The organism is Marinitoga sp. 1155 (assembly GCF_001021175.1).
Lineage (GTDB): Bacteria > Thermotogota > Thermotogae > Petrotogales > Petrotogaceae > Marinitoga.
Genome location: NZ_AZAX01000007.1, coordinates 1 through 25892 on the forward strand (window position 1 = coordinate 1; position 25892 = coordinate 25892).

The following is a 25892-nucleotide window of genomic DNA, read 5'->3' on the forward strand; positions in this document are numbered from 1 at the left end:
AAACGAAGTATGGTGCATTTGGATTATACAGTGCAGGATCTACCAAATATACCTTTCAACCGTCTGGAAATGGAACAAATAAATATTATGGATATACATATTATCCTGATGTTAATATTAATGGGAAAACAATACCTAATGAAGAGAATTATATAGGATATTATAATGGTGAAAACAATATAGCGTTTATGGCGACATATGAAAATAAAATTCAAAATATGAATATAAATGGAAGTTTTGAATATGTCATTTCTGGAAGTAAATCACCGGCAAATCCATGGGGAGAATATGCAACATGGACAGAAGGAGGTCAGGGAACAAAATTTTTAGATGATAAAATATTAGAGCATAAATATGATTTTAATTTAAAAGTTGATTATCCTTTTTATGGATTAAAAATATTTAATGGTATGAATTTGAGATATACAAAAAACAAGTTAGAACTTGTGGATACTAATGACAATTATGATATGAAAATGTTTAAACCATCAAATAAGGATGAATTTTATTATAACTTTAATATTGGGGCGGAATATAGATTTTAAGTATATAGGTGAAAATAATGAAAGACATTAGATGGATTCAAAGATTTAAAAATTTTAAAAAAGTTTTTAATCAATTAAGTAATGCAGTTAAGCTTTCAAAAGAAAGAGAGCTTTCTATATTGGAAAAGCAAGGATTAATTCAAAGTTTTGAATATACACATGAATTAGCCTGGAAAACATTGAAAGATTTTTTTGAGAATAAAGGAAACTTTAATATATATGGTTCAAGAGATGCGATAAGAGAAGCTTTTAAAAATGGGATTATAATTAATGGAGATATATGGATGAAAATGATATTAAGTAGAAATTTGACGAGCCATACTTATGACGAAAGTACAGCAGATGAAATAGTTGATTTAATTATTAATCTTTATTATGATGAATTTAAAAAATTAATTCAAAAATTAGAAAGTTTAAAAAGGAATGAGGATTAATGAAATTTGGAATAAAAGAAAAGCTCTGGAAAGATCTTATTAAAATATTTTCTAACAACAAAAAAATAAAAAAGGTTGTTTTATTTGGCTCAAGAGCAAAGGAAAATTTTAAAAATGGTTCGGATATAGATATAGCACTATATGGAGAAGATCTAAACATAAATGATATTATCTCAATTCAGGTTGAAATTGATAAACTTGAAATCCCATATGTAATAGATTTAATAATTTATAATAAAATTGATAGCAAAGAACTAAAAGAGCATATAGATAGAGTTGGTAAAATTTTATACAAAAGAGATTGATTAAATTTTCATAAGTAAAATATGGCCATGAACCACGGCCATATTTTATAATTATTCTTTATTTAATTTCGCAAAATACAGAAGTTCTGCTTCTATAAATCCATCTAGTTCTCCATCTAATACAGCATCAGCGTTTGATGTTTCGTAATTTGTTCTATGATCCTTAACCATTTTATAAGGATACAACACATAAGATCTTATTTGATTTCCCCATGATATATCCTTCATATCACCCATTAACTTTAATTTTTCTTCCATTTTCTTTTTCATTTCAAGTTCAAAAAGTCTGGCTTTTAAAATTTGCAAGGCTGTTGCTTTATTCTGATGTTGAGATCGCTCATTTTGACAGGCAACCACAATACCTGTAGGTAAATGAGTTATTCTAACAGCAGAGTCTGTTTTATTAACATGTTGTCCTCCTGCACCTCCAGCTCTATAGGTATCTATTTTTAAATCATCTGGTCTTATTTCTATATCAATATCTTCATCTAATTCTGGAGTTACTGAAACGGATGCAAAGGAAGTGTGTCTCCTATTTGCAGCATCAAAAGGAGAAACTCTAACTAATCTATGAACTCCTGATTCGTATTTTAATTTTCCATAAACAAAGGATCCATTTATCTTTATTGTAACACTTTTTATTCCGGCTTCATCACCAGGCAAATAATCTATTATCTCTATTTTATATGAATTCTTTTCTGCCCATCTTGTATACATTCTAAGTAACATATCTGCCCAATCATGTGATTCTGTCCCTCCTGCTCCTGGATGAATCGTTAAAAATACATTATTTGAGTCATATTTTCCAGATAATAACATTGCCAGTTCAAAACTTTTTACCTTTGTTTCTATTTCTTTAAGTATTTCAAGAGCCTGTTCATCCATTGAAGGGTCTTCCTCACTAAATTCTATAGCAACCTGAAGATCTTCAAATAAAGATTGGAGATTTTCAAATTCTTCTCTTTCATTCTTTAAGTGTTGTAATTCTCTCGATATTTTTTCTGCACGTCTTTGATCATTCCAGAAATCCGGATCTGTCATATTTTTTTCCAACTCATTTATTCTCGAATTTGTTTTATTTATATCAAAAAGATTCTGAAGATTTTTAAATTTCTCATGTAATTCATCAATTTTTACCTTAACTTCATAATCAAGCATTTTTTCACCTCTTTATTCTAATTCTCTTATGAGTTTTCTTTTTCTCTTTTCTTTTTTCTGCTCTATTTATTACACTTGTATCATTATGAACAAAATTCAATTGATGTATCTTCTTTTTTGTTTCCTCCTCTTCTTTTGATGTATCCACTTTTATTATTCTTAACAAGTAAGAAACAGTGTCATCATATATATTACTTATTAATTCTTCAAATAGAATATATGATTCCTTTTTAAATTCCATTGCCGGATCTTTTTGCCCATAGGCTCTTAAACTAACGGCCTCTTTTAAATGCTCTGTTGCTTCAAGATGTTTCCTCCATCTTTCATCAATTATTCTGAGCATTATAAATTTAGCTATTCTCTGGAACTCATCTCCAAAATCATTCTTTTTTGAACGATATTTATCCCATAATATTTTAAATACCTTATCCTTACATTCTTCAATACTGTCATATTCTACCTTTTCAACTACACCAAACATCTGCAATTTTTTCATTAATTCTTCTTTATCCACAAATTCCTCTTCATTTATGGAAGATTCAACAAGTCTATCGACAACATCCTCAAATATTTCCTTTAAATGTTCATCATAATCTTCCTGTCCTAATATCCAATCCCTATGAGAATATATTGATGATCTTTGATAATCCATAATAGAATCGAGTTCAAAAAGTCTTTTTCTTATAGAAAAATGTATTCCTTCTACTCTTTTCTGCGCATCTCTTATTATTTTACTCAGCAACGAATGTTCAATAGGTTGTCCATCTTCAATTTTTAAAGTATTCATTATATTTTTTAATTTATCGCCACCAAATAATCTTAATAAATCATCCTCAAAAGAAAGGAAAAATCTTGATTCGCCTGGATCTCCCTGCCTTCCAGAACGACCTATCAACTGATTGTCAATTCTCCTACTTTCATGTCTTTCAGTCCCTAATACATATAATCCACCTAATTCTACAACACCTTCACCTAATTTAATATCAGTTCCTCTACCTGCCATATTTGTGGCTATTGTTATCATACCTTTTTGTCCTGCTTGAGCAATAATTTCAGCTTCTTTTTCATGATATTTTGCATTTAATACATTATGAGGAATTCCTTCTTTTTTTAACATATGACTCAACAATTCACTTGTTTCTATAGAAGTTGTACCAACCAGCATTGGTTGCCCTTTTTTATGCCTATCCCTTATTTCTTTTACTACAGCATTCCACTTTTCCTTTTGTGTTTTATATATTAAATCATTTTTATCTTTTCTTATTACCGGCTTATTTGTTGGTATTACAACAACCTCACAATTGTAAATTTGTTTGAATTCATCTTCTTCAGTTTTTGCAGTACCTGTCATACCAGCTAATTTCTCATACATTCTAAAATAATTTTGAAATGTTATCGTTGCATATGTTAATGATTCTTCTTTGACTTTAACTCCTTCTTTGGCTTCAATTGCCTGATGCAATCCTTCAGAATATCTTCTTCCCTGCATCAATCTTCCAGTAAATTCATCAACTATTATAATCTCGCCATTTTGAATAATATAATCTTTATCTCTTTTAAAATAGTGTAAGGCTTTTAATGCATTTAATGTATGAAATAAGAAATGTATATTTTTAGGATCATATAAATTTTCTATTCCAAGCATCTTTTCCAATCTTGCTATACCATCATCAGTTAAAATTACAGCCTTACTTTTTTCATCCAGCGTAAAATCTTCATCTTTTCTTAATTTTCTTGCTATTGATGCAAATTTAGTATAAAGATGTGATGGAGTATCTGATGGTCCGGATATTATCAATGGTGTTCTTGCTTCGTCTATTAATATACTATCTGCTTCATCAACTATTACATAATGATGACCTCTTTGAACCTTATCTTTTAAATCATATACAAGGTTATCTCTTAAATAATCAAATCCAAATTCATTTGCTGTTCCATAAGTAACATCGCATTGATATGCTTTTTTTCTATCTTCGTTTTCCATTCCAGCTTGAATAAACCCGACACTTAAACCTAAAAATTTATATACTGGTCCCATCCATTGTGCATCCCTTTTTGCCAGATAATCATTATGTGTTGCAAGATGTACACCTTTTCCACTCAACGCATTTAAATATACCGGTAATGTCGCAACCAATGTTTTACCTTCACCTGTTTTCATTTCTGCTATATTACCTTCGTGTAATGCAATACCTCCCATTAATTGAACATCAAAATGCCTCATTTTTAAAACTCTTTTAGATGTTTCTCTTACTACAGCAAAGGCTTCTACCAATAAATCATCAACAGTTTCTCCATTTTTCAATCTTTCTTTAAATTCATCTGTTTTATTTTTTAATTCTTCATCCGTTAGTTTTTCCAGGGTATCTTCCAATAAATTGATTTTTTCTACAATCTTTTTATATTTATTCAAAACCCTTTTGTTTTTATCGAAAATCTTTGCTAATATACTCATATAAACACCTACCTTAATATTATTTTTTCTATAAATCTATTATTATCTGATGCATTAATTATTATAAATTCCCCCGGCACAGAATTTCCTATAAATTCTTCAAAAAACGCATTTATATTTGAATACCATATATACAAAATATTGTCCGGAATATCATTTGAATCGAAAATTCTTAAATTTGAAAACTTTTTTGAACTAACTATTAAATATTTCATCAAAGACGGAGCTATTGAAGATATTATCATACTATTTTTGTTTACATATAAATATACAGCAGAACCAATATTTTTATAATAAATAGAATAATAAAAATAGTTCCCAAGAGTTTTTCTTTCTATTCCCCATTTTTTCATTTTATCTTCTATTTTGTCAAGAAACACTTCTCCAGGAATAATTACAGAAATACCATCACCTTTTCTGGAAAAATATTCACTCAAATATATATTCCCCTCATATTTGATCGATTTTAAAATATACATTAATGAGTTACGAGAATATTCGTCTATAGGCGAAAATATCTTTGAAGTAATATTATAAACCTCCGATATCGCATTTAAATTCAGGTAAATTAATGAATCTCCAAAAATTTTATAATTTTTATCAAATCTTGATACGCTTATTATTTTTAATGAACTCTCTACATCAAAAATAATTTCTTTATTATAATAATTTATTTTTACATTTCCAGAAATATTATCAGAATATTTTGACATATATAATTTCTGGAATGGTTCAACTAAATAATTAAACTTCTGATTTTTAAATGATATATAAATATTATCTTTTATGTTCGATTTTATTAAATTAAAATCATCCAACAACTCAAATATCTTCTCTAAAGATATATAATCATTATAAAATATAGTATGTCCCCCTATAAAATAGACTTTTAAATTGAGCTCTTTTATTAAATATTCACCTGTCTGTTTAATATATTCTACCTCATAACTAAAAAGATTTTTTATCAAATTAATTAACTTTTCCCGATTATTGTAATCAGTTATTATATAACCATTAAACTTTTTAAGAAATTTTATTATATCCTGAACAGGATTTATCCAGAAAAAATCTTCAATATTGTATGATTTCTTTGAAATTATGAGAAAATTAGAAGAAATCAATTGATTTATATCTCCCTTTTCATCATTACCCAGATTTTTTGATAAATAATCATACAGTGATTCCTGACCAGCTCCTTCTTTTGAATATAAATATCTAAAAAATGATATATTGTTGAATAATTTATAATAAAATGCTTTAGGATTATTAAAATATATGTATAAATCAAAATTATCCAGTATCTTATAAGAATAAATTAATATCTGAATCAACAGGAAAAATATTAACAATATTTTTTTCATTAAATCACCTCATTTTCTGATATAATAAATTATATCAGAAAAAGTTTTTTAAAATATTTTTTTATTAAAAATATTTTTACAATTAAGGTGATAATATGGATAATACAACTATGGAAAAATTAAAAAAATATAAAAAGCATATTATGAATTCAAAATTTGACATAGGTTTTTTCTTTTTAATAGAAAATTTAAGCAAATTTATAGATTTAATAGATATTGATATATATATATCGGAAAACCCAGCATTTGTACCAGAAAACATATATAAAATAATCAATTTATCAGGAAAATTTAAAATGCTAAATTTAAGAAACATATTCATAACACACAGCCCTAAAAATCAAAAGGTTTGTTTCAGCTACAAAGACAAAAATATAATTTTTAATAATGATTTATTAATCAAAACAGAGAGCGATATCCTTCACTATATTATCCTAAATGCTTCGCAGTTCATATCACTTGAAATTATACATATTTTATTAAAAAGCAGTGCATTATCTTATATAATGTTAAACTCAAAAGAATTCTTAGAAGAAGCTACCAAAAAAGACACCGATATCAATAAATTAATTTATATATATTTAACTGTTATCACAATGAATTTTGGTGGTAATTTTAATAGAGCTATTTTATTTCAAAAAAAAGACGATACTTATGTGGTTTTAAGAGCACTTGGAAGCGCTGATGAAAAAGAAGCTCACCTAATTTGGGAACAACTGGAGAAAAACAATTATAGCTTTAAAGATATAATAAAAAATTTTAAACAAAAAGCATATTTTTCTTCATTGGAAAAAAGAATTAAAAATTTTAAATTAAGTAAATATACTATATTTAAATATAAATTATTTAAAGAATTTTTAGATTATGATACTGCAACAACTATACCTGCATCGGCGCTTCCAAAAAAATTAGTAAAAGAATTAGATATAATAGGAGAATGCGCCATTTGTTCTTTAAAGAGTGAAAATAAAGATTTTGGTTTTATATTGGTTGATAACAGATTTAATCACAAACCAATTTCAAATGAACAATTATATATTTTGGATTATTTTTCCAAACAAACTACTATATTATGGGAAAATAAATTATTTATTGACACTTTAAAATTTGAAGCACAACAAGATTTTTTAACCGGATTTTATAACAGGAGGAGTTTGGACAAATTTATAGAATCTTTAACTCTATCAGGAAAATCTAAGATTGGTATTGTAATTATAGATATAGATTTTTTTAAAGAAATAAATGATACACATGGACATGATAAAGGTGATGAAATCATTAAAACATTATCAGAAATAATTTTTAAAAATATAAGAAGCAAAGACAAAGCTTTCAGATTTGGAGGGGATGAATTTCTATTAATTTTAGATGATATTGATGAAATAAATCTTTTTAGAATTATCAGAAGAATAAATATCGAATTTAGAGAAAAAACAGGAGCTTCTTTTTCCAGTGGAGGAATTGTATGTAAAAATAGTCAAAAAATTTATAAATGCATTAAAATTGCTGACAAATTATTATATAATGTAAAAAGAACTTCAAAAGGTCAAATTAAAATCAAGTAGCTCAAAAGAGCTACTTGATTTTATTTTTTATAAGTATCTCTATAAGCTCTTCGAAAGACATTCCATATGAATATGCTGATTGAGGCAAATCACTTAATTTTGTAAGACCAGGTATAGTATTTACTTCAAGAATATAATAATTTTCACCTTTCACTATTGCATCAATCCTTGCAAAATCCTTTAATTTCATTAACCTGAATATTTTTTGAAAATCTTTTTTTATTTTTTTTTCCAATTCAAATGGTATTTTTGCAGGAATTTCAAATTCGGTCATACCTTCTGTATATTTAGCCTCATAATCGTAAAATTCTTTTTTTGGCTTTATTTCAAGTATTGGTAATACTATAACTTCTTTATTTTTTTCTATTATACTAACAGATATTTCTTTTCCTTTTATAAATTCCTGAATCAACATTTCTTTATATTCCTGTAATTCATGTTCAAGAAATTTTTTATATTCTTTATAATTGTGACAAACATGTATGCCCAAGCTGGATCCGCTTCTTCTTGGTTTTATAATCAAAGGAAAATCAAAAGGCGGTTTAATAAATTTCTTCGTTGATATATAAGCCGGAACAGAAAAATCCTTCTCAATAAATCGCATAAAAGATAATTTATCAAATGTATTTTCAGAAACTTTTGAATTGGAACCTATAAATTTAACCTTTAATTCCTCTAATATCTTTTGCAATGTTCCATCTTCGCCTTCATAACCATGAACCACATTAAATACAAGATCTATGTATTTATATTCTCTTAAAAATTTATCAAAATCATATTTTAAATCATATTTTGATACCATATATCCCAGATTTTTTAACGCTTTTTCAACATTTTTAGCGCTTAATATTGAAATTTCTCTTTCATTTGAATTACCGCCATATATTAATCCTATATTATAATTCATTCAACTCACTCTCTTTAAAAAATTTCTTTTCATCAGGACAATATAACATTTCCTCTTTGTTTTTTTTCTTATAAAACAAATGGCCATTACATGAAGGACATCTATAATCTGAAGGTTCGTCCCAGAACATTTCACCACATTCAGAACATTTGAAATATATTTTCCCCTTTTTACTCTTTAATTTATGAACTTTACTACCACATTTTGGACATTTGCCCCTGGCGGGCAATGGAGCTGTATATTTACAATCTGGATAATTTGAGCAGGCTATAAATTTACCAAAACGTCCACTTTTTATTATCAGGTCTCCACCACATTCAGGACATTTATCACCCGTTTTTTCTTCTTTTCCTTTTTCAGGAAGAATATTATCCTCGGATAAATATACATTATTATCAATAGTTACGCCCAATACACCTTTAGGAAGGCCTTTATTTTCACCACATTCTGGACATTTTAAAAATAAACCATATCTTCCAAATTGAAGTTCCATTTCCACATTACACTTAGAACATTTTATATTGGATTTATAATAAAAATCTAGAGATTTTTCTTTCATTTTCTGTTCTGTTGTATTTAAAAATTTTTCAAAATCCTTATAAAATTCGCTTAAAATACTTTTCCAGTTTGTTTCTCCAATTTCAATTTTATCTAATTTTTCTTCCATATGTGCTGTGAATTTAACATCAACAATATCAGGAAAATTTTTTTCAAGCAAATCTGAAACTATAAACCCAACAAGCGTGGGTATCAAATTACTTTTTTCCTTTACTACATATTTTCTATTTAACAGTGTCGTTATTATAGTAGCATAAGTTGAAGGTCTTCCTATTCCTTTTGATTCCATTTCTTTCACTAAAGATGCCTCTGTATACCTTGATGGGGGTTTTGTTTCATCTTTTTCTGTTTTCAATTCTATATTTTTTAATTCTCCGCTTTTAGGTAATTCGTATTCTTTTTCACCTGTAGAAGAAGACCAGAATTTTTCAAATCCATCGAATTTTCTTTTCCTTCCTATAACTTCAAAAGTATATTTTTTCGATGCATCCATAATAGTATATATCTTTTCTGTATATACCGATTGAGCTGATTGCGAAGCTATAAACCTATTCCATATTAGTGTATATAATTTTAAATTATCACCGGAAATTAACTTTTTCGCTTTTGCAGGATCTATATAAACATCTGTTGGTCTTATCGCTTCATGTGCATCTTGAATCTTTTTCTTTGATTTTTTCACCTTAAAATGCCCCGTATATTCTTTGCCATAATTCTCGTTTAAATAATTAAAAGCTTTTTTTTGTGCTTCTTCCGATATTCTAGTTGAATCTGTACGCATGTATGTAATAAATGCAAGTGGTCCATCAGCAGTTTCTATACCTTCATATAACTTCTGAGCTATTTGCATGGTTTTTTTCGAAGACCATCCAAATTTTGATATAGCACTTTGTTGTAACGTACTGGTTATAAATGGTTGCGGAGGATTTCTTTTTGCTTCTTTTTCTTCAACCTTTTCTATATAAAAGTTTGTTTCTTTTAGGTCTTTTAATATTTCATATTTTTTCTTCTCATTAATACTTTCTTTTTTATATTTTTTCCCATTTATCTTCACTAATGGTATATCCTGATCCATATATTTCAAAAAAATTTTATAAAACTCTTTTGGTTTAAATTTAAATATTGCCCTTTCTCTATCAACCAGAATTTTTAGTGCAGCAGATTGAACCCTTCCAGCACTTGTGTTATAATCTTTCAAAATCCTCCATAATATAGGACTTATTTTATACCCAACTATTCTATCAAGTATCCTTCTGGCCAATTGTGCACCGACCTTTTTATCATCTATCTTTTTTGGAGATTTTATTGCTTCCAATATAGTATCTTTTGTAATCTCAGAAAAAACTATTCTATTTTCTTCATCTTCATCTAATCCCAATAAATAACTTAAATGCCAGGCTATAGCTTCACCTTCTCTATCCATATCCGGTGCAAGATACACTTTTTTCCCTTTTGTTACTTTTTTCAACTCTGCTACAACCTTTTCCTTACCTGGCATCAATTCAAATTCTGGTTCGAAATCTTTTTCTATATCAACTCCAAATTTCTTTTGTGGAAGATCTCTTATATGTCCTTTTGAAGCTACAACCTTATAATCGGATCCAAGATATTTTTCTATGGTTTTTGCTTTCGCAGGAGATTCAACTATAACAACATTTTTTATCTTTTTTGGCATTATTTTTCCTCCATATTCGTAATTTTAATTTTTCTTCCCAGGTTTTTATGATATTCAGTCCAATGTTCATTATTAGACTCCTCAATATGACTTCTAACCTGCTCAATTTTTGAACTTAAATTATCTGCAAAATGCAAAATAAATGCTTCCAGTGTTTTTGGAACAATTGGACTACCCCATTCCAATTCTCCATGATGAGATGCTATCATATGAAGAATCTCATCAAGCATTTTCTTTGGAAATTTATTTATTTTCTTTGCATATTCAGAAACCATATTAATCCCTATTGCTATATGTCCTATTAATTCACCTTCATCTGTTTTTTCAATTCCTGTTGGGGTAATCTTATATTCTCTTGTTTTTCCTATATCATGCAATAGTGCTCCTGCTATAAGTATGTCTTTATTTACAATATTTTTGTAATTTTCTGCTATTGAATTACAGAGTTTAGCAACATCTATAGTATGTTCTAATAATCCATGCTTATATGCATGATGAACATTAACTGCTGCAGGCGCGTATGAAAAATCCTTTTCAAAATTCTTATCTTTAATAAAGATATAAGATAATAATTCTTTTATATGAATATTTTTTATATTATTTATAAAATTAATCAATTCATCCTTTAAATGTTGCACATTTTGAGTAGAAGTTTTTATGAATTTCTCCGAATTTATTTCAGAATCTTTTAAAATATATATACTATAATTTTTCTCCAGATTTAGCTGAAGCCTATTTTCAAAAACTACTATTTTACCTTTTATTCTTATAATATTACCTATATTAATTTTTTCCGAATTTTCTCTTGCATTAAACCAATCAATAGCTCTTAGTCTCCCGGTTTTATCAGTTATTGTAAAAAGCAGAAATTCTTTTCCATCTTTAGTTGTTTGTAGTCTTTTGCTTAAAACTTTACCTTCTATCTCATAAGTTTCATTTGGTTTTAAATCCGATATATATATATCATTTATTAAATCATCAGATAATTGGCCTTTTTCTCTTAATAAATCTCCAAGATTCATACCACCATTTTTCATATTATTCCTCCTCTATATAAATGCGTGGAACCCTTTTAGTTATTTTTGACGTTATATCATAATTTATTGTTCCAGCTAATCTTGCTAGATCTTCTGCATATAGAAAACTTTTTTCTTGCTCTCCTATTAATACAACCTCTTCACCCAATTTTACTTTTTCAATCTGTGTAGTTTCAACTACAAACTGATCCATACAAACTCTTCCTATTATATTACATTTTTTTCCTTGAATCAATACATAACCTTTATTCGATAATTGTCTAAAATATCCATCGGCATACCCAACAGGTATAGTTGCTATAGGAATATTCTGTTTTGAAAAATATGTTCTGCCATAACTTACACTTTCATTCTTCTTTAAAATCCCCACTCTTGCAACAACACTTTTCCATTGCAAAACAGGCTTTAATTTTTTTTCTTTTTTTATATCTGATGGTTGAAGACCATATGTTGCTATTCCAGGTCTTACATAATCCAGTGCGTATTCTGGGAAAAATAATGCTCCTGCTGAATTACAAATATGCTTTATAGGGATATCGATATTTGAATTTTCAATATGACTAACAATATTTACAAATTTATCATATTGTTCTTTAACAAAATCGTCCAGATTATCCGCTGTCGCAAAGTGTGAATATATTCCATGAATATTTATATTATATTCCTTTATTAATGTGATTATATCTTCCATTTCTTCTTCGCTTATCCCCATTCTATTCATTCCTGTATTTATATTTATATGAAATTTTATATTTTTTATTTCTTTCCCAAAATAATCTATAAGTTCTTTTAATTGCTTCAAAGAACCTATTGTATAAATATACCCTTCTATATTTTCTTTTATATATTCAGGTGAAACATAATTAAAAACAAGTGTTTCTATATCTATACCGCTTTTTTTTATTTTAATTCCTTCTCCTAAAAAAGCTACCGCAATTAATTTAATTCCCATATCATAAACAACTTTTGATAATTTCACAGCGCCATGTCCATAAGCATCTGCCTTTAAAACAGGAATAACAGATGTCTTTACTTTTTCTTTAATCAGCTCTATATTATGAATATAGTTTTTAATATTTATTTCCACAAAAGTTTTTCTATCAAACATGTTTGCACCTCCGGTGTTATACACTTACAGCAATTATTCACGCTGCCGCGGGTTTTTGGATTGAAAATAAATATTAATAAAAATTAATCTGAATAATTGCAAAGCAATTATTCACGCTGCTGCGAGCTTTTGGATTAAAAAATTAATTTTTTAATTATCCCACAATTTATATAAAGCTATATAATAATAATGTATAAATATTAAAAAAAAGTTACAAGGAAAATGCCTACATATTTAATATCTAACAAGTGTTATAATTATCCTGGAATATATTTAATTTCATTTTTGAGGAGGTTGATTATGAGAAAAGATTTATATAACTGGAAATATCAAAAAGTAGGTGAAAAGGTTATAGAGAATCTAAAACGCAAAAAACACGATGCTTATCTCGTTGAAAAAAAAGAGGATGTAGTTCCATTATTAAATACCATAATGAAAGAAAATTCTAAAGTTGCTGTTGGAGGAAGTTTAACTTTAAACGAGTGTAATGTTCTTAAATTTCTAAGAAGTGGAAAATTCAATTTTCTGGACAGATATAATGCGTCAAAAGATGAATTAGAAAATATCTATTTTGAAATGTTTAAAGCAGATTACTTTTTATGCAGCGCTAATGCGATTACAGAAGATGGAAAAATTGTACAATTAGATGGGAATGGAACAAGAGTGGCTCCAATGATTTTTGGCCCAAAATATGTAATAATTATAGCAGGAATGAATAAAATAGTTCCAGATTTAGACAGTGCCAATAAGAGAATAGAATACATTTCTCCGATGAATTCAAAAAGATTGAACTTCGATACCCCATGTACATATACGGGAAAATGCGATGATTGTATGTCTCCACAAAGAATTTGTGTTCATAGGGTTATAGTTGAAAGTGGAGTAAGACATCCCGGGAGATTTAAAATCATTCTGGTAAAAGAAGATTTAGGATTATAATTAATATTATAGAAAAGACATTTTAATATATTAAGACTATAATTATTTCGCATACGAAATATTCGTATGCGAAATAATTTTTGATGAGGTGATATTTTGAGTAAATCATATGAAATTATAGTTTTAATCAAAGAATTAAAAGAAGATTTAAAAAAATACGTATCTGAACAATTTAAAGATATTGGTTTAACGTCTTCACAATGGATGTTAATGGGAGTTTTAATGAAAAATGGAAATATGAAAATTACTGATTTGAGTAGAAGACTCGGATTATCAAACAGCACGGTATCCGGAATAATTGACCGTCTAGAAAAACAGGGATATGTGACAAGAAAAAGAGATGAAAAAGATAAAAGAAAAGTTTTTATTGAAATTACAGATAAGTTTAAAAAAACAACCCAAAAAAGTCATATTGACATTCAAAAGAAAGTAGAAGAAAAGCTGAGTAAGATTTCTGACAAAGAAATAAATAAAATTATAGAGGGGCTCAAATTACTAAAAAAGATTTTTCAGGGAGAGTGAGATCATGTTGAAAATAATGAAATATTTAAAACCATATGCACTATTTTTGATAATAGCAATTGTATTGCTATACGTTCAGGCGATTACAAACTTAGCTTTACCTGATTATATGTCTAAAATAGTTAATATAGGTATTCAACAAAGTGGTGTAGAAGACACCATTCCGAAAGTTATTAGGAGCAGTGAAATGAAAAAATTATTTTTATTTATGACAACAGAAGAAAAAAACAAAATATTGGATAGTTATACATATATAAAAAAAGGAGATAGTAAATACACATATCCTGTTTTAAAAAAGGAAAGCGTATACATTTTAGTAAAAAATCCACAAAAGGATCTGGAAAATATATTTAAAAAAGCTTTTTTAGCTGTAAATGCTATTGAAAAGGGTGAAACAGAAGGTTTAAAAATAAATACTAAAAGCAAATTGGATATATTCAAACTATTATTTTTTGTTCCACAACAGCAAAGATTAGATTTTTCAAATAATATATACAAAAAATTCGAACTAATGGGCGACGAAATGATAAAGCAGTCATTAATCATGGCAATAAAAAATGAGTATGAAAAAGTCGGAATTGATCTTTATACATATCAAAAAAATTATATATTTAAAGCAGGAGTTATTATGCTTTTAATAACATTAATAGGGGCATTATCAGCTATAGCCGTTGGTTTTTTTGCATCAAAGACTGCAGGAGGATTGGCACGGGATTTAAGAGAGAAATTATTTACAAAGGTTGAATACTTTGCAGGTGAAGAATTTGATAAATTCTCAACAGCTTCTTTAATCACAAGAACAACTAATGATATAACCCAGATACAAAATGTCATGGTAATACTAATAAGAATTATGTTTTATGCTCCAATTTTGAGCATAGGAGCAATATTCAAAGCTATAGACAAAAGTCCTTCTTTATCCTGGACAATAGCTTTAGCAGTTATTATATTACTTGGAATTATAGGAAGCATCTTTACACTTGCAGTACCAAAATTTAAATTGATTCAAAAATTGGTGGATAAATTAAATCTTGTATCGAGGGAAAATCTGACAGGTATGATGGTTATCAGGGCATTTAATACAGATAATAGAGAAAAGGAAAGATTCGATGAAATTAACATTGATCTGACAAAAACACAATTATTTGTTGGAAGATTAATGGCATTTTTAATGCCGTCAATGATTTTTGTGATGAATGGGGTCGTGTTATTGATAATGTGGTTTGGAGCTCACCAGATTAATCAATTTAATTTACAGGTTGGAGATATGATGGCATTTATGCAATATGCAATACAGGTTATATTTTCATTTTTAATGATGTCAATGATTTTTATATTTTTGCCAAGAGCTTCGGTTTCAGCAAATCGTGTGGCAGAAGTATTGAATACAAAACCAACTATAACAGATCCAAAAAATCCAAAAACATTAACGGAAAATATTAAAGGTATCGTAGAATTTAAAAATGTATATTTTAAATATCCCGGTGGAGATTATGCTTTAAAAAATATTAATTTTAAAGCACTTCCAGGAAGAACTACCGCAATTATTGGCTCAACTGGTTCCGGAAAATCCACATTGGTAAATTTAATACCTAGATTTTATGATGTTGATAAAGGGCTGATTTTAATAGATGGAATAGATGTAAGAGAATTAACACAGAATGAATTAAGAAAATATATAGGCTATGTACCTCAAAATACAACGCTATTTAGTGGAACTATTGAATCAAACATAAAATATGGAAATGAAAATTTGACAGATGAAGAAATGGAAAAAGTTGCAGATGTATCAGAGTCTCTAGAGTTTATTAATAAGCTACCAAAACGATTTAAAGAAGAAGTTTCTCAAGAAGGTAAGAATTTTTCTGGTGGTCAAAAACAACGATTATCAATAGCACGTGCTTTAGCTAAAAAACCGTATATATATATTTTTGATGATAGTTTTTCAGCACTTGATTTCAAAACAGATTTATCTATTAGAAAAAAACTAAAATCATATACCAAAAATAGCACAGTAATAATAGTAGCCCAAAGAATTTCAACCATTATCAATGCAGATCAAATTATAGTTCTCGATGAAGGTGAAATCGTTGGTATAGGAACACATAAAGAACTTATGAAAACCTGTGATGTATATAGAGAAATAGCATATTCTCAGTTATCCGAGGAGGAATTGGCATGAGTAAAGATACTTTAAAAAGACCTGGACCAGGTAGAGGTGGTCCTATGATGAGAGGCCCTGTTGAAAAAGCCAAAGATTTTAAAGGCACAATGAAGAGATTAATAAAATACCTTTCACCATATAAAATACCTTTAATAACATCCATTTTTTTTGCAATGATCAGTGCAATTTTTTCAATAGTGGGCCCAAAAATCATGGGAAAGGTTACAACAAAAATTTTCGAAGGTATAGTTGGAAAGATAATGGGAAATTCCCAGGGAATAGATTTTTCATATATTGGAAAAGTATTGGGAATATTATTGGGAATTTATCTTTTTAGTGCATTATTTGGTTATATACAGGGATGGTTAATGACCGGAATTTCAATGAAAGTTACATATAAATTAAGAAAACAAATAATGGATAAAATACATAAAATGCCATTAAAATATTTTGATGGAACCAATCATGGAGAAATTCTTTCGAGAATTACAAATGATGTTGATACTGTAAGTAATACATTAAATCAAAGTCTATCTCAAATAATAATGTCTTTAACAACCGTTCTTGGAGTTTTAGTAATGATGCTATCAATTAGCTGGCAAATGACACTCGTAACCATTATTATATTACCAATTTCAGGCTTTTTAATGATGTTCATTATCAAACATTCTCAAAAATATTTTAAAAAAAGGCAGGAGTTTTTAGGACATGTGAATGGACATGTTGAAGAGATGTATGGCGGTCATGTTATTGTTAAAGCATTTAATGGTGAGAAAAAAAGTATTGAAAAGTTTATCCATTTAAATAATCAACTATATAAGACTGAATGGAAATCACAATTTTTGTCAAGCATTATGATGCCGCTTATGAACTTTGTTGGAAATCTTGGATATGTTGTCGTAGCAGTTATGGGTGGCTGGTTTGCAGCAAAGAGAATTATTGAAGTTGGTGATATCCAAGCATTTATACAATATGTAAGGTCATTCACACAGCCAATTGCACAGATTGCAAATATTTCAAATGTATTTCAACAAACAGCTGCTGCCGCAGAAAGAGTTTTTGAATTTTTAGATGAAGAAGAAGAAATTGAAGATAAGGATACGCCAATGATCAATATTAAGGGTAAAGTTGAATTTAAAAATGTAAAATTTGGATACACTCCAAATAAAATAGTTATAAAGAATTTCTCTGAAATAATATATCCCGGACAAACTGTTGCAATTGTCGGTCCAACAGGTGCAGGAAAAACTACATTGGTAAAGTTATTAATGAGATTTTATGATGTTAATGATGGAGAGATTTTAATAGATGATCATAATATAAAAAATTTCAAAAGAAGAGATTTAAGAAAAATCTTTGGAATGGTTTTGCAGGATACATGGCTCTTTAACGGAACCATAATGGAAAACATAAGATACGGTAGACTTGATGCATCTGATGAAGAAGTCATTGAAGCAGCTAAAATGGCTCATGTTGATAGTTTTGTTCATGCATTACCAGACGGATACAACATGGTTATAAATGAGGAAATGAATAATCTATCCCAGGGGGAAAAACAATTAATTACGATAGCCCGCGCATTTTTAGCAAACCCAAAAATATTAATTTTAGATGAAGCTACAAGTTCTGTAGATACAAGAACAGAATTAAAAGTACAGCAGGCTATGGAACGATTGATGGAAAATAGAACAAGTTTTGTTATTGCACACAGATTATCAACAATAAAAAAAGCAGATCTAATTATTGTAATGAATGAAGGGGATATAATTGAACAGGGAACACATGAAGAATTACTAAAGAAAAATGGATTTTATGCAAATATGTATAATTCACAATTTGAAGTTGTAGAGAATTTTTAAATGAAAAAATAAGCTGTTTTACTTTTTGGACATGGTAATTTTATAATTATATAAGTTAATATATTTAAACTTTTGTTTTTTTGAGCATATATGATATAATTTTTTAAAAAAAGATATGAGGTGTATTATGAGAAAATATGATGATTATCATAAAAGTGTAATGGTAGAAGAAGTATTAAAGTTTTTAATAACAAAGGACGATGGTATATATGTAGATTGTACAGCCGGTGAAGGCGGTCATATTAAAGCTATCTATGAAAAAACAAATGGGAAGGCAAAAGTAATAGCAGTGGATGTGGATTATGAGGTTCTTGAAATAGCTGAAGACAGAATAAAAGAAATAACAAATAAAATAGAATTTTTCAAAGCTTCGTATAAAGACATAGATATTGTTTTACATGGACTCGGCATAAAGAAAGTAGATGGTTTTTTAATGGATTTAGGTGTTTCAACATTTCAATTAAAGGGGGAGAATCGCGGATTCACATTTATGAAGAATGAACCACTCGATATGAGAATGGATCCCGATTCAGATTTTACCGCATGGACAGTTATAAATGAATATCCCGAAGAAGAATTATCAAAAATTATTTTTGAATATGGCGAGGAGTTTAAATTTGCAAGAAGAATAGCAAGATATATAGTTAATTCGAGGCCAATTAACACTACTTTTGAACTTGTTGAGGTTATAAAAAAAGCGTTGCCTCCAAAGGAAAGATACCGTCGAAAAAGGCATTTTGCAACTAAAACTTTTCAGGCCATCAGAATAGAAGTTAATAGGGAATTCGATAATATTAGAACTGCTCTTGAAAAATTCCCTGAATTTTTAAATACTGGAGGAAGAATTTGTATCATTTCTTTTCATTCACTGGAAGATAAAATAGTTAAAAATTTTTTTAGAAGCAATGAAAAACTTAAACTTTTGACTAAAAAACCTATTTTACCAACAGACGAAGAAATAAAGTCTAACCCCAGAGCAAGGAGTGCTCGCATTAGGGTGGCCGAACGGATTTGAAAGGGGGCTAAACTATGGAAAAACGCCTGAAGTTTTTTCCAGCAATTAATCAACGAACAGTAAAGCAGATAAAAAGCATTTCTGTTTCATTTGTTGTTATTTCATTTTTAGTAATATTAATGATAGGGTTTATCATTGCCACATTAAATTTTGGTAATAGGATACAAACCTTAAAAAATAATGTATCCAGCATGAATTCGAGAATTTTGGATTATCATACGAAAATTCAAACTGTAAACACCGAATTAGAATTTTATAAACAAGCCCTTATCATAATGGAGGAAGAATAATTTTGTGCTACGTAGCCGTTTAACTTTACTCATTATAGTATTTCTATATATCTTTTTAATTTCCTATGTTTTATTTTTAAAACCTTATAATTTAAATGAAAATTACAAAATAAATGAAAGTAGCAAAAAATTAGCGACCTTACTAGATAAGGAAGGTCGTATTATTGCTGTTGACAGAACTATTTATGAGGTATGGCTGGACTTAAAAACTATAAAAAAAAGAAATAAATTAGAAAAATTAAAACCTCAACTGAAACGTTTTTTAAATGAAAATGACTTTAACAAATCTTTTATATTACTTGGAAAATTTGAAGATATATTAGAACTAAAGACATATATCCCGGGCAACATTTTAAAATATTCAAGAATATATAAAACCTATGAAAGAAATTACAATTCTTCATATGATTTGAGAAAAAATATTGGTGAAATTGGGAAAACTGAATATGGCATAGAACCGTATCTATATAAAAAAGGGCTGTTAAGCACACAAAATATTCAATTATCTCTGGATCTGAAAATGCAAAAAATTGCTTATGAAGAACTTTCAAAAATGATTACAGAGCAAAATGCCGAAGGTGGAACTGTAATAATAATGGAAACTCAAACTGGAAAAATCAGAGCAGTGGTTTCACATTATCCGTGGAATATGGCGTTTATGGGATATATTGAACCAGGATCCACCATGAAACCAATAATTTATTCCATTGCCCTTGAAGAAGGATTGATCTCTCCATATCAAAAATTCACATTATCTCCATCCATTTCACCTGTAGATGGAGTTAATTTTACAATAAGCGAAGTCGAAGGACATTCTTTTAATAGTATTGATGTAAAGGATGCAATTGCTTATTCATCTAATGTTGCAGCTGTTAAAGTTATGAAAACCATAAGGGAAAATTTTTCCAATGAATGGTTATATAATAAACTTGATCAAATGGGTTTTGGGAAAAAAACAGGTATAGAATTTAGCAAAGAAATTAATGGGGTTTTTACCAAACCTGATAATTGGTATAAAATTACACCTTATCAAATTGCAATTGGTCAGGGTATTGGAGTTACACCTATACAATTAGTCTCAATATTTAACATTTTTGCAAATAATGGAAAATATGTAAAACCAACATTTTTAGAAAAAAATAAATCAAAAAGTTTTCAGGTTTTTTCTCCTGAAATTGCGAATTTAATGAAAGATTGGTTAAGATATACTATGCTTAAAGGTACTGCCAGAAAAGCTTATAAACCTGGTGTTTTGATTGCCGGTAAAACAGGAACTGCGCAAAAAGCTATATCTGGAAAAGGTTATTCAGATAAATATTATTCACTATTTGTTGGATTCTTCCCTGCATCAAAACCCAAATATACTATTGTTTCTATTATTGATGATCCTAAAAAGGAATATTACGGTGGTGAAGTTGCTGCCCCTGTAGCAACAAATATTTTTTATAGATTAGAAGATTTTAAATATTCAAACAAATTCCAAATAGTTGAAAATTATCTTCCAAATCTAAAAAACATGACACTAACAGAAGCTTTGTTTATTTTAAAAACTCTTGGTATTAATGAAAAAAAAGTGATATTATATGGAAATGGCAATTATGTTGTAAGACAAATTCCTGATATTTCTTATAATATAAAAGACATTGATTTTGTAATATTATACTTAGGAGATGAAAAAAATGAAAAAAATACTGATATTCGGTGATTCTAAGATAAAAAAAGATATGGCATTAAAAAAATTCTATAATATTGAGATTTCAAATATAAGCATTACTCCTGATTCACCTTCTCCTATTGATGAAATAAAAAATAACGTTTTATCTAATTCTTTGTTTGGAGATAAAAAAAATGTTATTATAAAAGATTTTAATAAGTTTAATAAAAAAAATCAAAAAGAAATTTTAGATATTATAAACAACATATATTCTGAAAGTATAGAAAATCTTATTATATTAAATAATACAAAAATAAAAGCAGATTTTGAGGAATTTATAGAATGTTCATTACCAAAACCCTGGGAAGATGAAAAATGGCGAAAATATATAAAAGATATTGTTAGTTTTTTTGGAAAAAAAATTGAGGAAAATGCTATTTCGTACATTTTAGAAACCTATGGCAATGATGACAATTATTTATTCGAAGAATTAAAGAAAGCTGCCATATATTCTGATGAAGTTATAACATTAAATGATATAAAAGAAATCGGCACTACACATATAAATATTAATTTTGAAGAATTTTCATATTTGTTATCTTCCAAAAGAAAAGAAGAAGTATTAAAAATGGCGAAAGATTTTTTATCTTCTCCAGATTTTAATATTATTTCTTTATTAGGTTATTTGTTTAAATACTTTTTTGACCTATATCGTGTTATAATTAATGTAGAACTAAAGAAAAAGTTTAATTGGCCAGAAGTGCAAAAAGTTTCTCAATTAACAAACGTTTCAAAAATGCGCGTGAAAAAATTTTTGGGTGTAAAATTCAAAAATGAAAAGATATTTTATGCCAATCATACTCTTTTTTACAAAAAAAAAGATATTATGAATATTATTATAAAACTTGAAGAATATGATCGTATGGCTAAAACTGGTGAAAAGGGCGATTTAATATTGTTGGATTTAATATATTATATTTGTGGGTGATAATATGAGTCTGGGTAAAAGTATATATGAATTAACAAATTTATTTACTATTTATCGCTGGAATAATAGACCAGCATTGCTGCGATTTACAGAAGCGGATAATGTTTTTCACAGTTTAATTTTAAACTTAATATCCCTTGAGTATTTAAATAAAAAGGGATATAATTTGTCTATTTCTTCTAATATTAAAGCAAAAATATTTAAAGAACTCCCAAAAATTATTCTATCTGATGTTTCATTAGATACCAAAAAAAGGATATTAGAAAAAGATGAAAATATGTGGAAAATGGTTCTGAAAAAAAGTTATGATGAATTGAAAGAAAACAAAATTGTTCAATTTTTCGAATCTGATTATGACATAAAATTCAAAAAATATACTCAATTCATTGATTTAATGGTTTCATTAAAAGAAATGGAAATTAACAGTAGAATATTTCCAGAATATTTTGAAGGTCCAAAGCAGGAAACTGAAAAGAATTTGAGGAAATTGAGATTAAATTTGGAACATATAAATGAATTGGAAAGTATATTAAATTATGTATTGAAAACCTCAACACGATTAACTACCATGTATAGATGGAATAAAAACCACAGAAATGTAAAAAGCTCTGTTTCATCTCATACTTTCATGGTGGTATCTACCGCAATTATATTTTATTATTTGAATAATAGGAATAATGATAAATTATTAGATGAAATAATTATTGCAAGTATTTTGCACGATTTTCCAGAAGCATTTACTGGCGATGTCATAACTCCAACTAAAAAAAAGGTAAAAGGTCTTGAAAATATTATATCAACAATAGAAGAAGAGATGATAGAAGAATGGTTAAAAAAAGATGAGGATACTATAGCAATATTTGAACAATTTAAAAAGTACATGATAAATCCTTTTGATAATGAATATGGACGATATGTTAGAGCTTCTGATCTTTTTAATGCCATGCTTGAATGTGCCATTGAAATAAAATCCGGAAATTCGCAAATATTATTTCGGGAAGCCTTTTTTAATATGAAAAAGGAATTAAAGCAATTTAATTTTGATTTTATATATGAATTAATTGATGAAATTGAAAAATTGACTTTTTTTAACTAAAGCCCCTATAAAATTTTTTAATATAAATTATACGCATTTCATCAAAAAAGGGGGGGTATTATGTTATATTACATAATCATCATACCGTTAATCGCTTTAGGCTTTGCTATGTTTAATTATTATTCGGTTTTAAAACTGGATGAAGGTACAGATAAAATGAAAGAGGTCGCTTTGGCTATCAGAGAGGGTGCAAAAACATTTGTAAATCATGAATATAAAACTATTGGTATATATGTAGTGTTTATCTCTATTCTTCTTATGATTGTAACAGACATAAATGTTGGCATTGCTTTTATTCTTGGTGCATTAATGAGCGGAAGTGCTGGATATATCGGTATGAAAATGGCTACATATGCCAATGTAAGGGTTTCAAACACTGCAAGAACTACTAAAAATATAGGAAAAACACTAAAAGTTGCTTTTCAGGGTGGTAGCGTAATGGGATTGTCTGTTGCTGGATTTGCATTATTGGGGTTAATATTGGTTTATATAATATTTGGTATCTGGCGTGGACAATTAAATAAGGAAAATATAGTTGTAATAAGAAATTGGTTAGGAATAAGTTATATCCCATTCGCTATGACTGTTTCAGGATATGCTCTTGGCTGTTCCATCATTGCAATGTTTGATAGAGTCGGTGGTGGGATTTATACCAAAGCTGCTGACATGGGAGCTGATTTAGTAGGAAAAACAGAATTAAATTTACCAGAAGATGATCCAAGAAATCCCGCAACAATAGCTGATAATGTGGGAGATAACGTGGGAGATATCGCAGGATTAGGAGCTGATTTACTGGAAAGCTATATTGGAGCAATTATCTCTTCTGTTGTTTTAGTATTGTACGCTAGTTTTTTAATATCAAAAGATATTAAAGAAATTTCATATATTACAACGTATAAATTATCAACTTATCCTGTTTTTTTCACAATATTAGGATTGATTGGGGCGATGATAGGAATATTATATGTAATATTTAAAAAGAGTTCTGATAATCCGCATAAGGAACTTAATATTTCGCTATTTTCCTCTGCGGCAATTACTATAATTTTAACCTTTTTTTTAAGCGTCTATTATTTAAAAGATTTACCTCAAGACGAATTAAAATTAATGAATTTCAGATTTGGTGTTTATTCTCCATGGTTATCTGCAATAGTTGGCATTTTTTCCGGTATTATAATAGGTTTATTAGCTGAGTATTATACGAGTGATAAATATAAGCCTACAAAAGAATTAGCAAAATTTGCCAAAGGCGGACCTGCTATTGTAATATCAAAAGGTATGGCGTTGGGAATGAAAAGTGTTTTATATCCTGTTTTTATGTTAATGTTTGGAATCTTAATTGCAGATTATTTTTCCGGTTTATACGGTGTAGCTATGGCAGCAATGGGAATGCTTTCGTTTGTTGCTGCAACGGTTTCTGTTGATTCGTATGGACCGGTTGCAGATAATGCTGGTGGTATAAGTGAAATGGCAAAATTGGATCCTGAAGTAAGAAAAATTACTGACATGCTTGATTCTGTTGGAAATACAACTGCTGCAATTGGTAAAGGTTTTGCCATTGGCTCAGCAGCATTCGCAGCTTTATCATTATTTGCATCCTTTGTTTATTCACAAATAAATCCTTCCATGCAGATTGATTTAAAAAGTTTTTTAAATATAAATCTTTTAAGTCCAAAAACAATAGCTGGAGCATTGTTCGGTGCAGCTTTACCATATTTTTTCAGTGCATATTTAATTGATGCTGTGGTAACTGCCGCAGAAAAAATGGTTGAAGAAATCCGAAGACAATTTAGGGAAATTCCAGGATTAATGGAGGGAAAAAATAAACCAGATTATAATAGATGTATTAAAATAAGTAGTGATGGTGCATTAAAAGAAATGAAAGTTCCAGCTTTAATTGCAGTTTTAACACCTTTAATATCTGGATTCATTTTTGGAACAGATTTTGTAGGTGGATTATTGGCAGGAACAACTTTTAGTGGTGTTATGCTTGCAATTTTCACTGCAAATTCAGGTGGAGCCTGGGATAATGCAAAAAAATATATTGAAAATGGAAATTTAGAAGGTGAAGGGAAAGGTACGGATGCTCATAACGCTTCAATTGTAGGAGATACTGTAGGAGATCCTTTAAAAGATACCGTAGGACCTTCTCTTGATATTTTGATAAAAATAATGGCCGTTACTTCATTAATCACAGTTTCCATATTTAAAATATATCATTTATTCTAAAGGTTAAATAATTACAAAGTAATTATTT

The 25892-nt window shown here is 28.2% G+C and carries 20 protein-coding genes and 1 pseudogene; 14 read left to right on the forward strand and 7 right to left on the reverse strand.

Annotated features, from left to right (window positions below):
• The 3 genes and pseudogenes from X274_RS12140 to X274_RS03390 form a co-directional block, all read left to right on the forward strand.
• Positions 1–545 (forward strand): annotated as a pseudogene (locus tag X274_RS12140) (hypothetical protein); the annotation flags it as partial.
• A gap of 17 nt (positions 546–562) precedes the next feature.
• Positions 563–979 (forward strand): nucleotidyltransferase substrate binding protein, encoded by a 417-nt coding sequence (locus X274_RS03385; RefSeq protein WP_047265405.1) that lies wholly within the window; start codon positions 563–565, stop codon positions 977–979.
• Positions 979–1284: a nucleotidyltransferase domain-containing protein gene (locus X274_RS03390; protein ID WP_047265406.1), complete on the forward strand. Its 306-nt coding sequence runs from the start codon at positions 979–981 to the stop codon at positions 1282–1284. Before X274_RS03385 ends, X274_RS03390 begins: the two co-directional genes overlap by 1 nt.
• 51 nt (positions 1285–1335) lie before the next feature.
• Here X274_RS03390 and prfB read toward each other — a convergent pair whose 3' ends face one another.
• From prfB to X274_RS03405, 3 genes are read right to left on the reverse strand one after another with little or no spacing between them, the layout of a single operon-like run.
• Positions 1336–2442, reverse strand: coding sequence for a peptide chain release factor 2 (prfB, locus tag X274_RS03395; protein WP_047265407.1), 1107 nt, complete (start codon positions 2440–2442; stop codon positions 1336–1338).
• A 4-nt stretch (positions 2443–2446) separates the two neighbouring features.
• Positions 2447–4897, reverse strand: a complete 2451-nt coding sequence (gene secA / locus X274_RS03400; protein WP_047265408.1) for a preprotein translocase subunit SecA — start codon at positions 4895–4897, stop codon at positions 2447–2449.
• An 8-nt stretch (positions 4898–4905) separates the two neighbouring features.
• The gene (locus tag X274_RS03405; RefSeq protein WP_047265409.1) at positions 4906–6258 is read right to left on the reverse strand and encodes a hypothetical protein; all 1353 of its coding nucleotides are present in this window, start codon (positions 6256–6258) and stop codon (positions 4906–4908) included.
• 95 nt (positions 6259–6353) lie between these two features.
• Between X274_RS03405 and X274_RS11480 the strand changes: the two genes are divergently transcribed.
• Positions 6354–7823, forward strand: coding sequence for a GGDEF domain-containing protein (locus X274_RS11480; protein ID WP_052913152.1), 1470 nt, complete (start codon positions 6354–6356; stop codon positions 7821–7823).
• 10 nt (positions 7824–7833) lie between these two features.
• Here X274_RS11480 and X274_RS03415 read toward each other — a convergent pair whose 3' ends face one another.
• From X274_RS03415 to alr, 4 genes are read right to left on the reverse strand one after another with little or no spacing between them, the layout of a single operon-like run.
• Positions 7834–8730 carry a D-alanine--D-alanine ligase gene (locus X274_RS03415; RefSeq protein ID WP_047265410.1) on the reverse strand — a complete coding sequence of 299 codons (897 nt, stop codon included), beginning with the start codon at positions 8728–8730 and terminating at the stop codon, positions 7834–7836.
• Positions 8720–10963 (reverse strand): type I DNA topoisomerase, encoded by a 2244-nt coding sequence (topA, locus tag X274_RS03420; protein WP_047265411.1) that lies wholly within the window; start codon positions 10961–10963, stop codon positions 8720–8722. Before topA ends, X274_RS03415 begins: the two co-directional genes overlap by 11 nt.
• On the reverse strand, positions 10963–12000 hold the full coding sequence (locus X274_RS03425; RefSeq protein ID WP_052913153.1) for a 3'-5' exoribonuclease YhaM family protein: 1038 nt from the start codon (positions 11998–12000) through the stop codon (positions 10963–10965). The genes topA and X274_RS03425 overlap by 1 nt, the downstream gene beginning before the upstream one ends.
• Before the next feature lies 1 nt (position 12001).
• Positions 12002–13108 carry an alanine racemase gene (gene alr, locus X274_RS03430; RefSeq protein WP_047265412.1) on the reverse strand — a complete coding sequence of 369 codons (1107 nt, stop codon included), beginning with the start codon at positions 13106–13108 and terminating at the stop codon, positions 12002–12004.
• Between the two features lie 300 nt (positions 13109–13408).
• On the opposite strand from alr, the gene X274_RS03435 reads away from it, so the two are divergent.
• From X274_RS03435 to X274_RS03480, 10 genes are all read left to right on the forward strand, one after another.
• The gene (locus X274_RS03435) at positions 13409–14047 is read left to right on the forward strand and encodes a lactate utilization protein (RefSeq protein ID WP_156166122.1); all 639 of its coding nucleotides are present in this window, start codon (positions 13409–13411) and stop codon (positions 14045–14047) included.
• Positions 14048–14143: 96 nt separating this feature from the next.
• A complete protein-coding gene (locus X274_RS03440; RefSeq protein ID WP_047265414.1) occupies positions 14144–14569 on the forward strand; it encodes a MarR family winged helix-turn-helix transcriptional regulator in 426 nt (141 codons plus the stop codon).
• 4 nt (positions 14570–14573) lie between these two features.
• Entirely contained in the window at positions 14574–16751 is a 2178-nt protein-coding gene (locus tag X274_RS03445; protein WP_047265415.1) for an ABC transporter ATP-binding protein, read from the forward strand.
• Entirely contained in the window at positions 16748–18592 is a 1845-nt protein-coding gene (locus X274_RS03450) for an ABC transporter ATP-binding protein (RefSeq protein ID WP_047265416.1), read from the forward strand. The genes X274_RS03445 and X274_RS03450 overlap by 4 nt, the downstream gene beginning before the upstream one ends.
• Positions 18593–18719: 127 nt before the next feature.
• Positions 18720–19607 (forward strand): 16S rRNA (cytosine(1402)-N(4))-methyltransferase RsmH, encoded by an 888-nt coding sequence (rsmH, locus tag X274_RS03455; RefSeq protein ID WP_047265417.1) that lies wholly within the window; start codon positions 18720–18722, stop codon positions 19605–19607.
• 14 nt (positions 19608–19621) lie between these two features.
• Entirely contained in the window at positions 19622–19897 is a 276-nt protein-coding gene (locus tag X274_RS03460) for a hypothetical protein (protein ID WP_047265418.1), read from the forward strand.
• 4 nt (positions 19898–19901) lie between these two features.
• On the forward strand, positions 19902–21602 hold the full coding sequence (locus X274_RS03465; RefSeq protein ID WP_047265419.1) for a penicillin-binding transpeptidase domain-containing protein: 1701 nt from the start codon (positions 19902–19904) through the stop codon (positions 21600–21602).
• Complete coding sequence (locus X274_RS03470; protein ID WP_047265420.1) at positions 21577–22539, forward strand: DNA polymerase III subunit delta; 963 nt, start codon at positions 21577–21579, stop codon at positions 22537–22539. The genes X274_RS03465 and X274_RS03470 overlap by 26 nt, the downstream gene beginning before the upstream one ends.
• A 4-nt stretch (positions 22540–22543) precedes the next feature.
• A complete protein-coding gene (locus tag X274_RS03475) occupies positions 22544–23635 on the forward strand; it encodes an HD domain-containing protein (RefSeq protein WP_047265421.1) in 1092 nt (363 codons plus the stop codon).
• A gap of 60 nt (positions 23636–23695) precedes the next feature.
• The gene (locus tag X274_RS03480) at positions 23696–25864 is read left to right on the forward strand and encodes a sodium-translocating pyrophosphatase (RefSeq protein WP_047265422.1); all 2169 of its coding nucleotides are present in this window, start codon (positions 23696–23698) and stop codon (positions 25862–25864) included.
• The last annotated feature ends 28 nt before the right edge of the window (positions 25865–25892 follow it).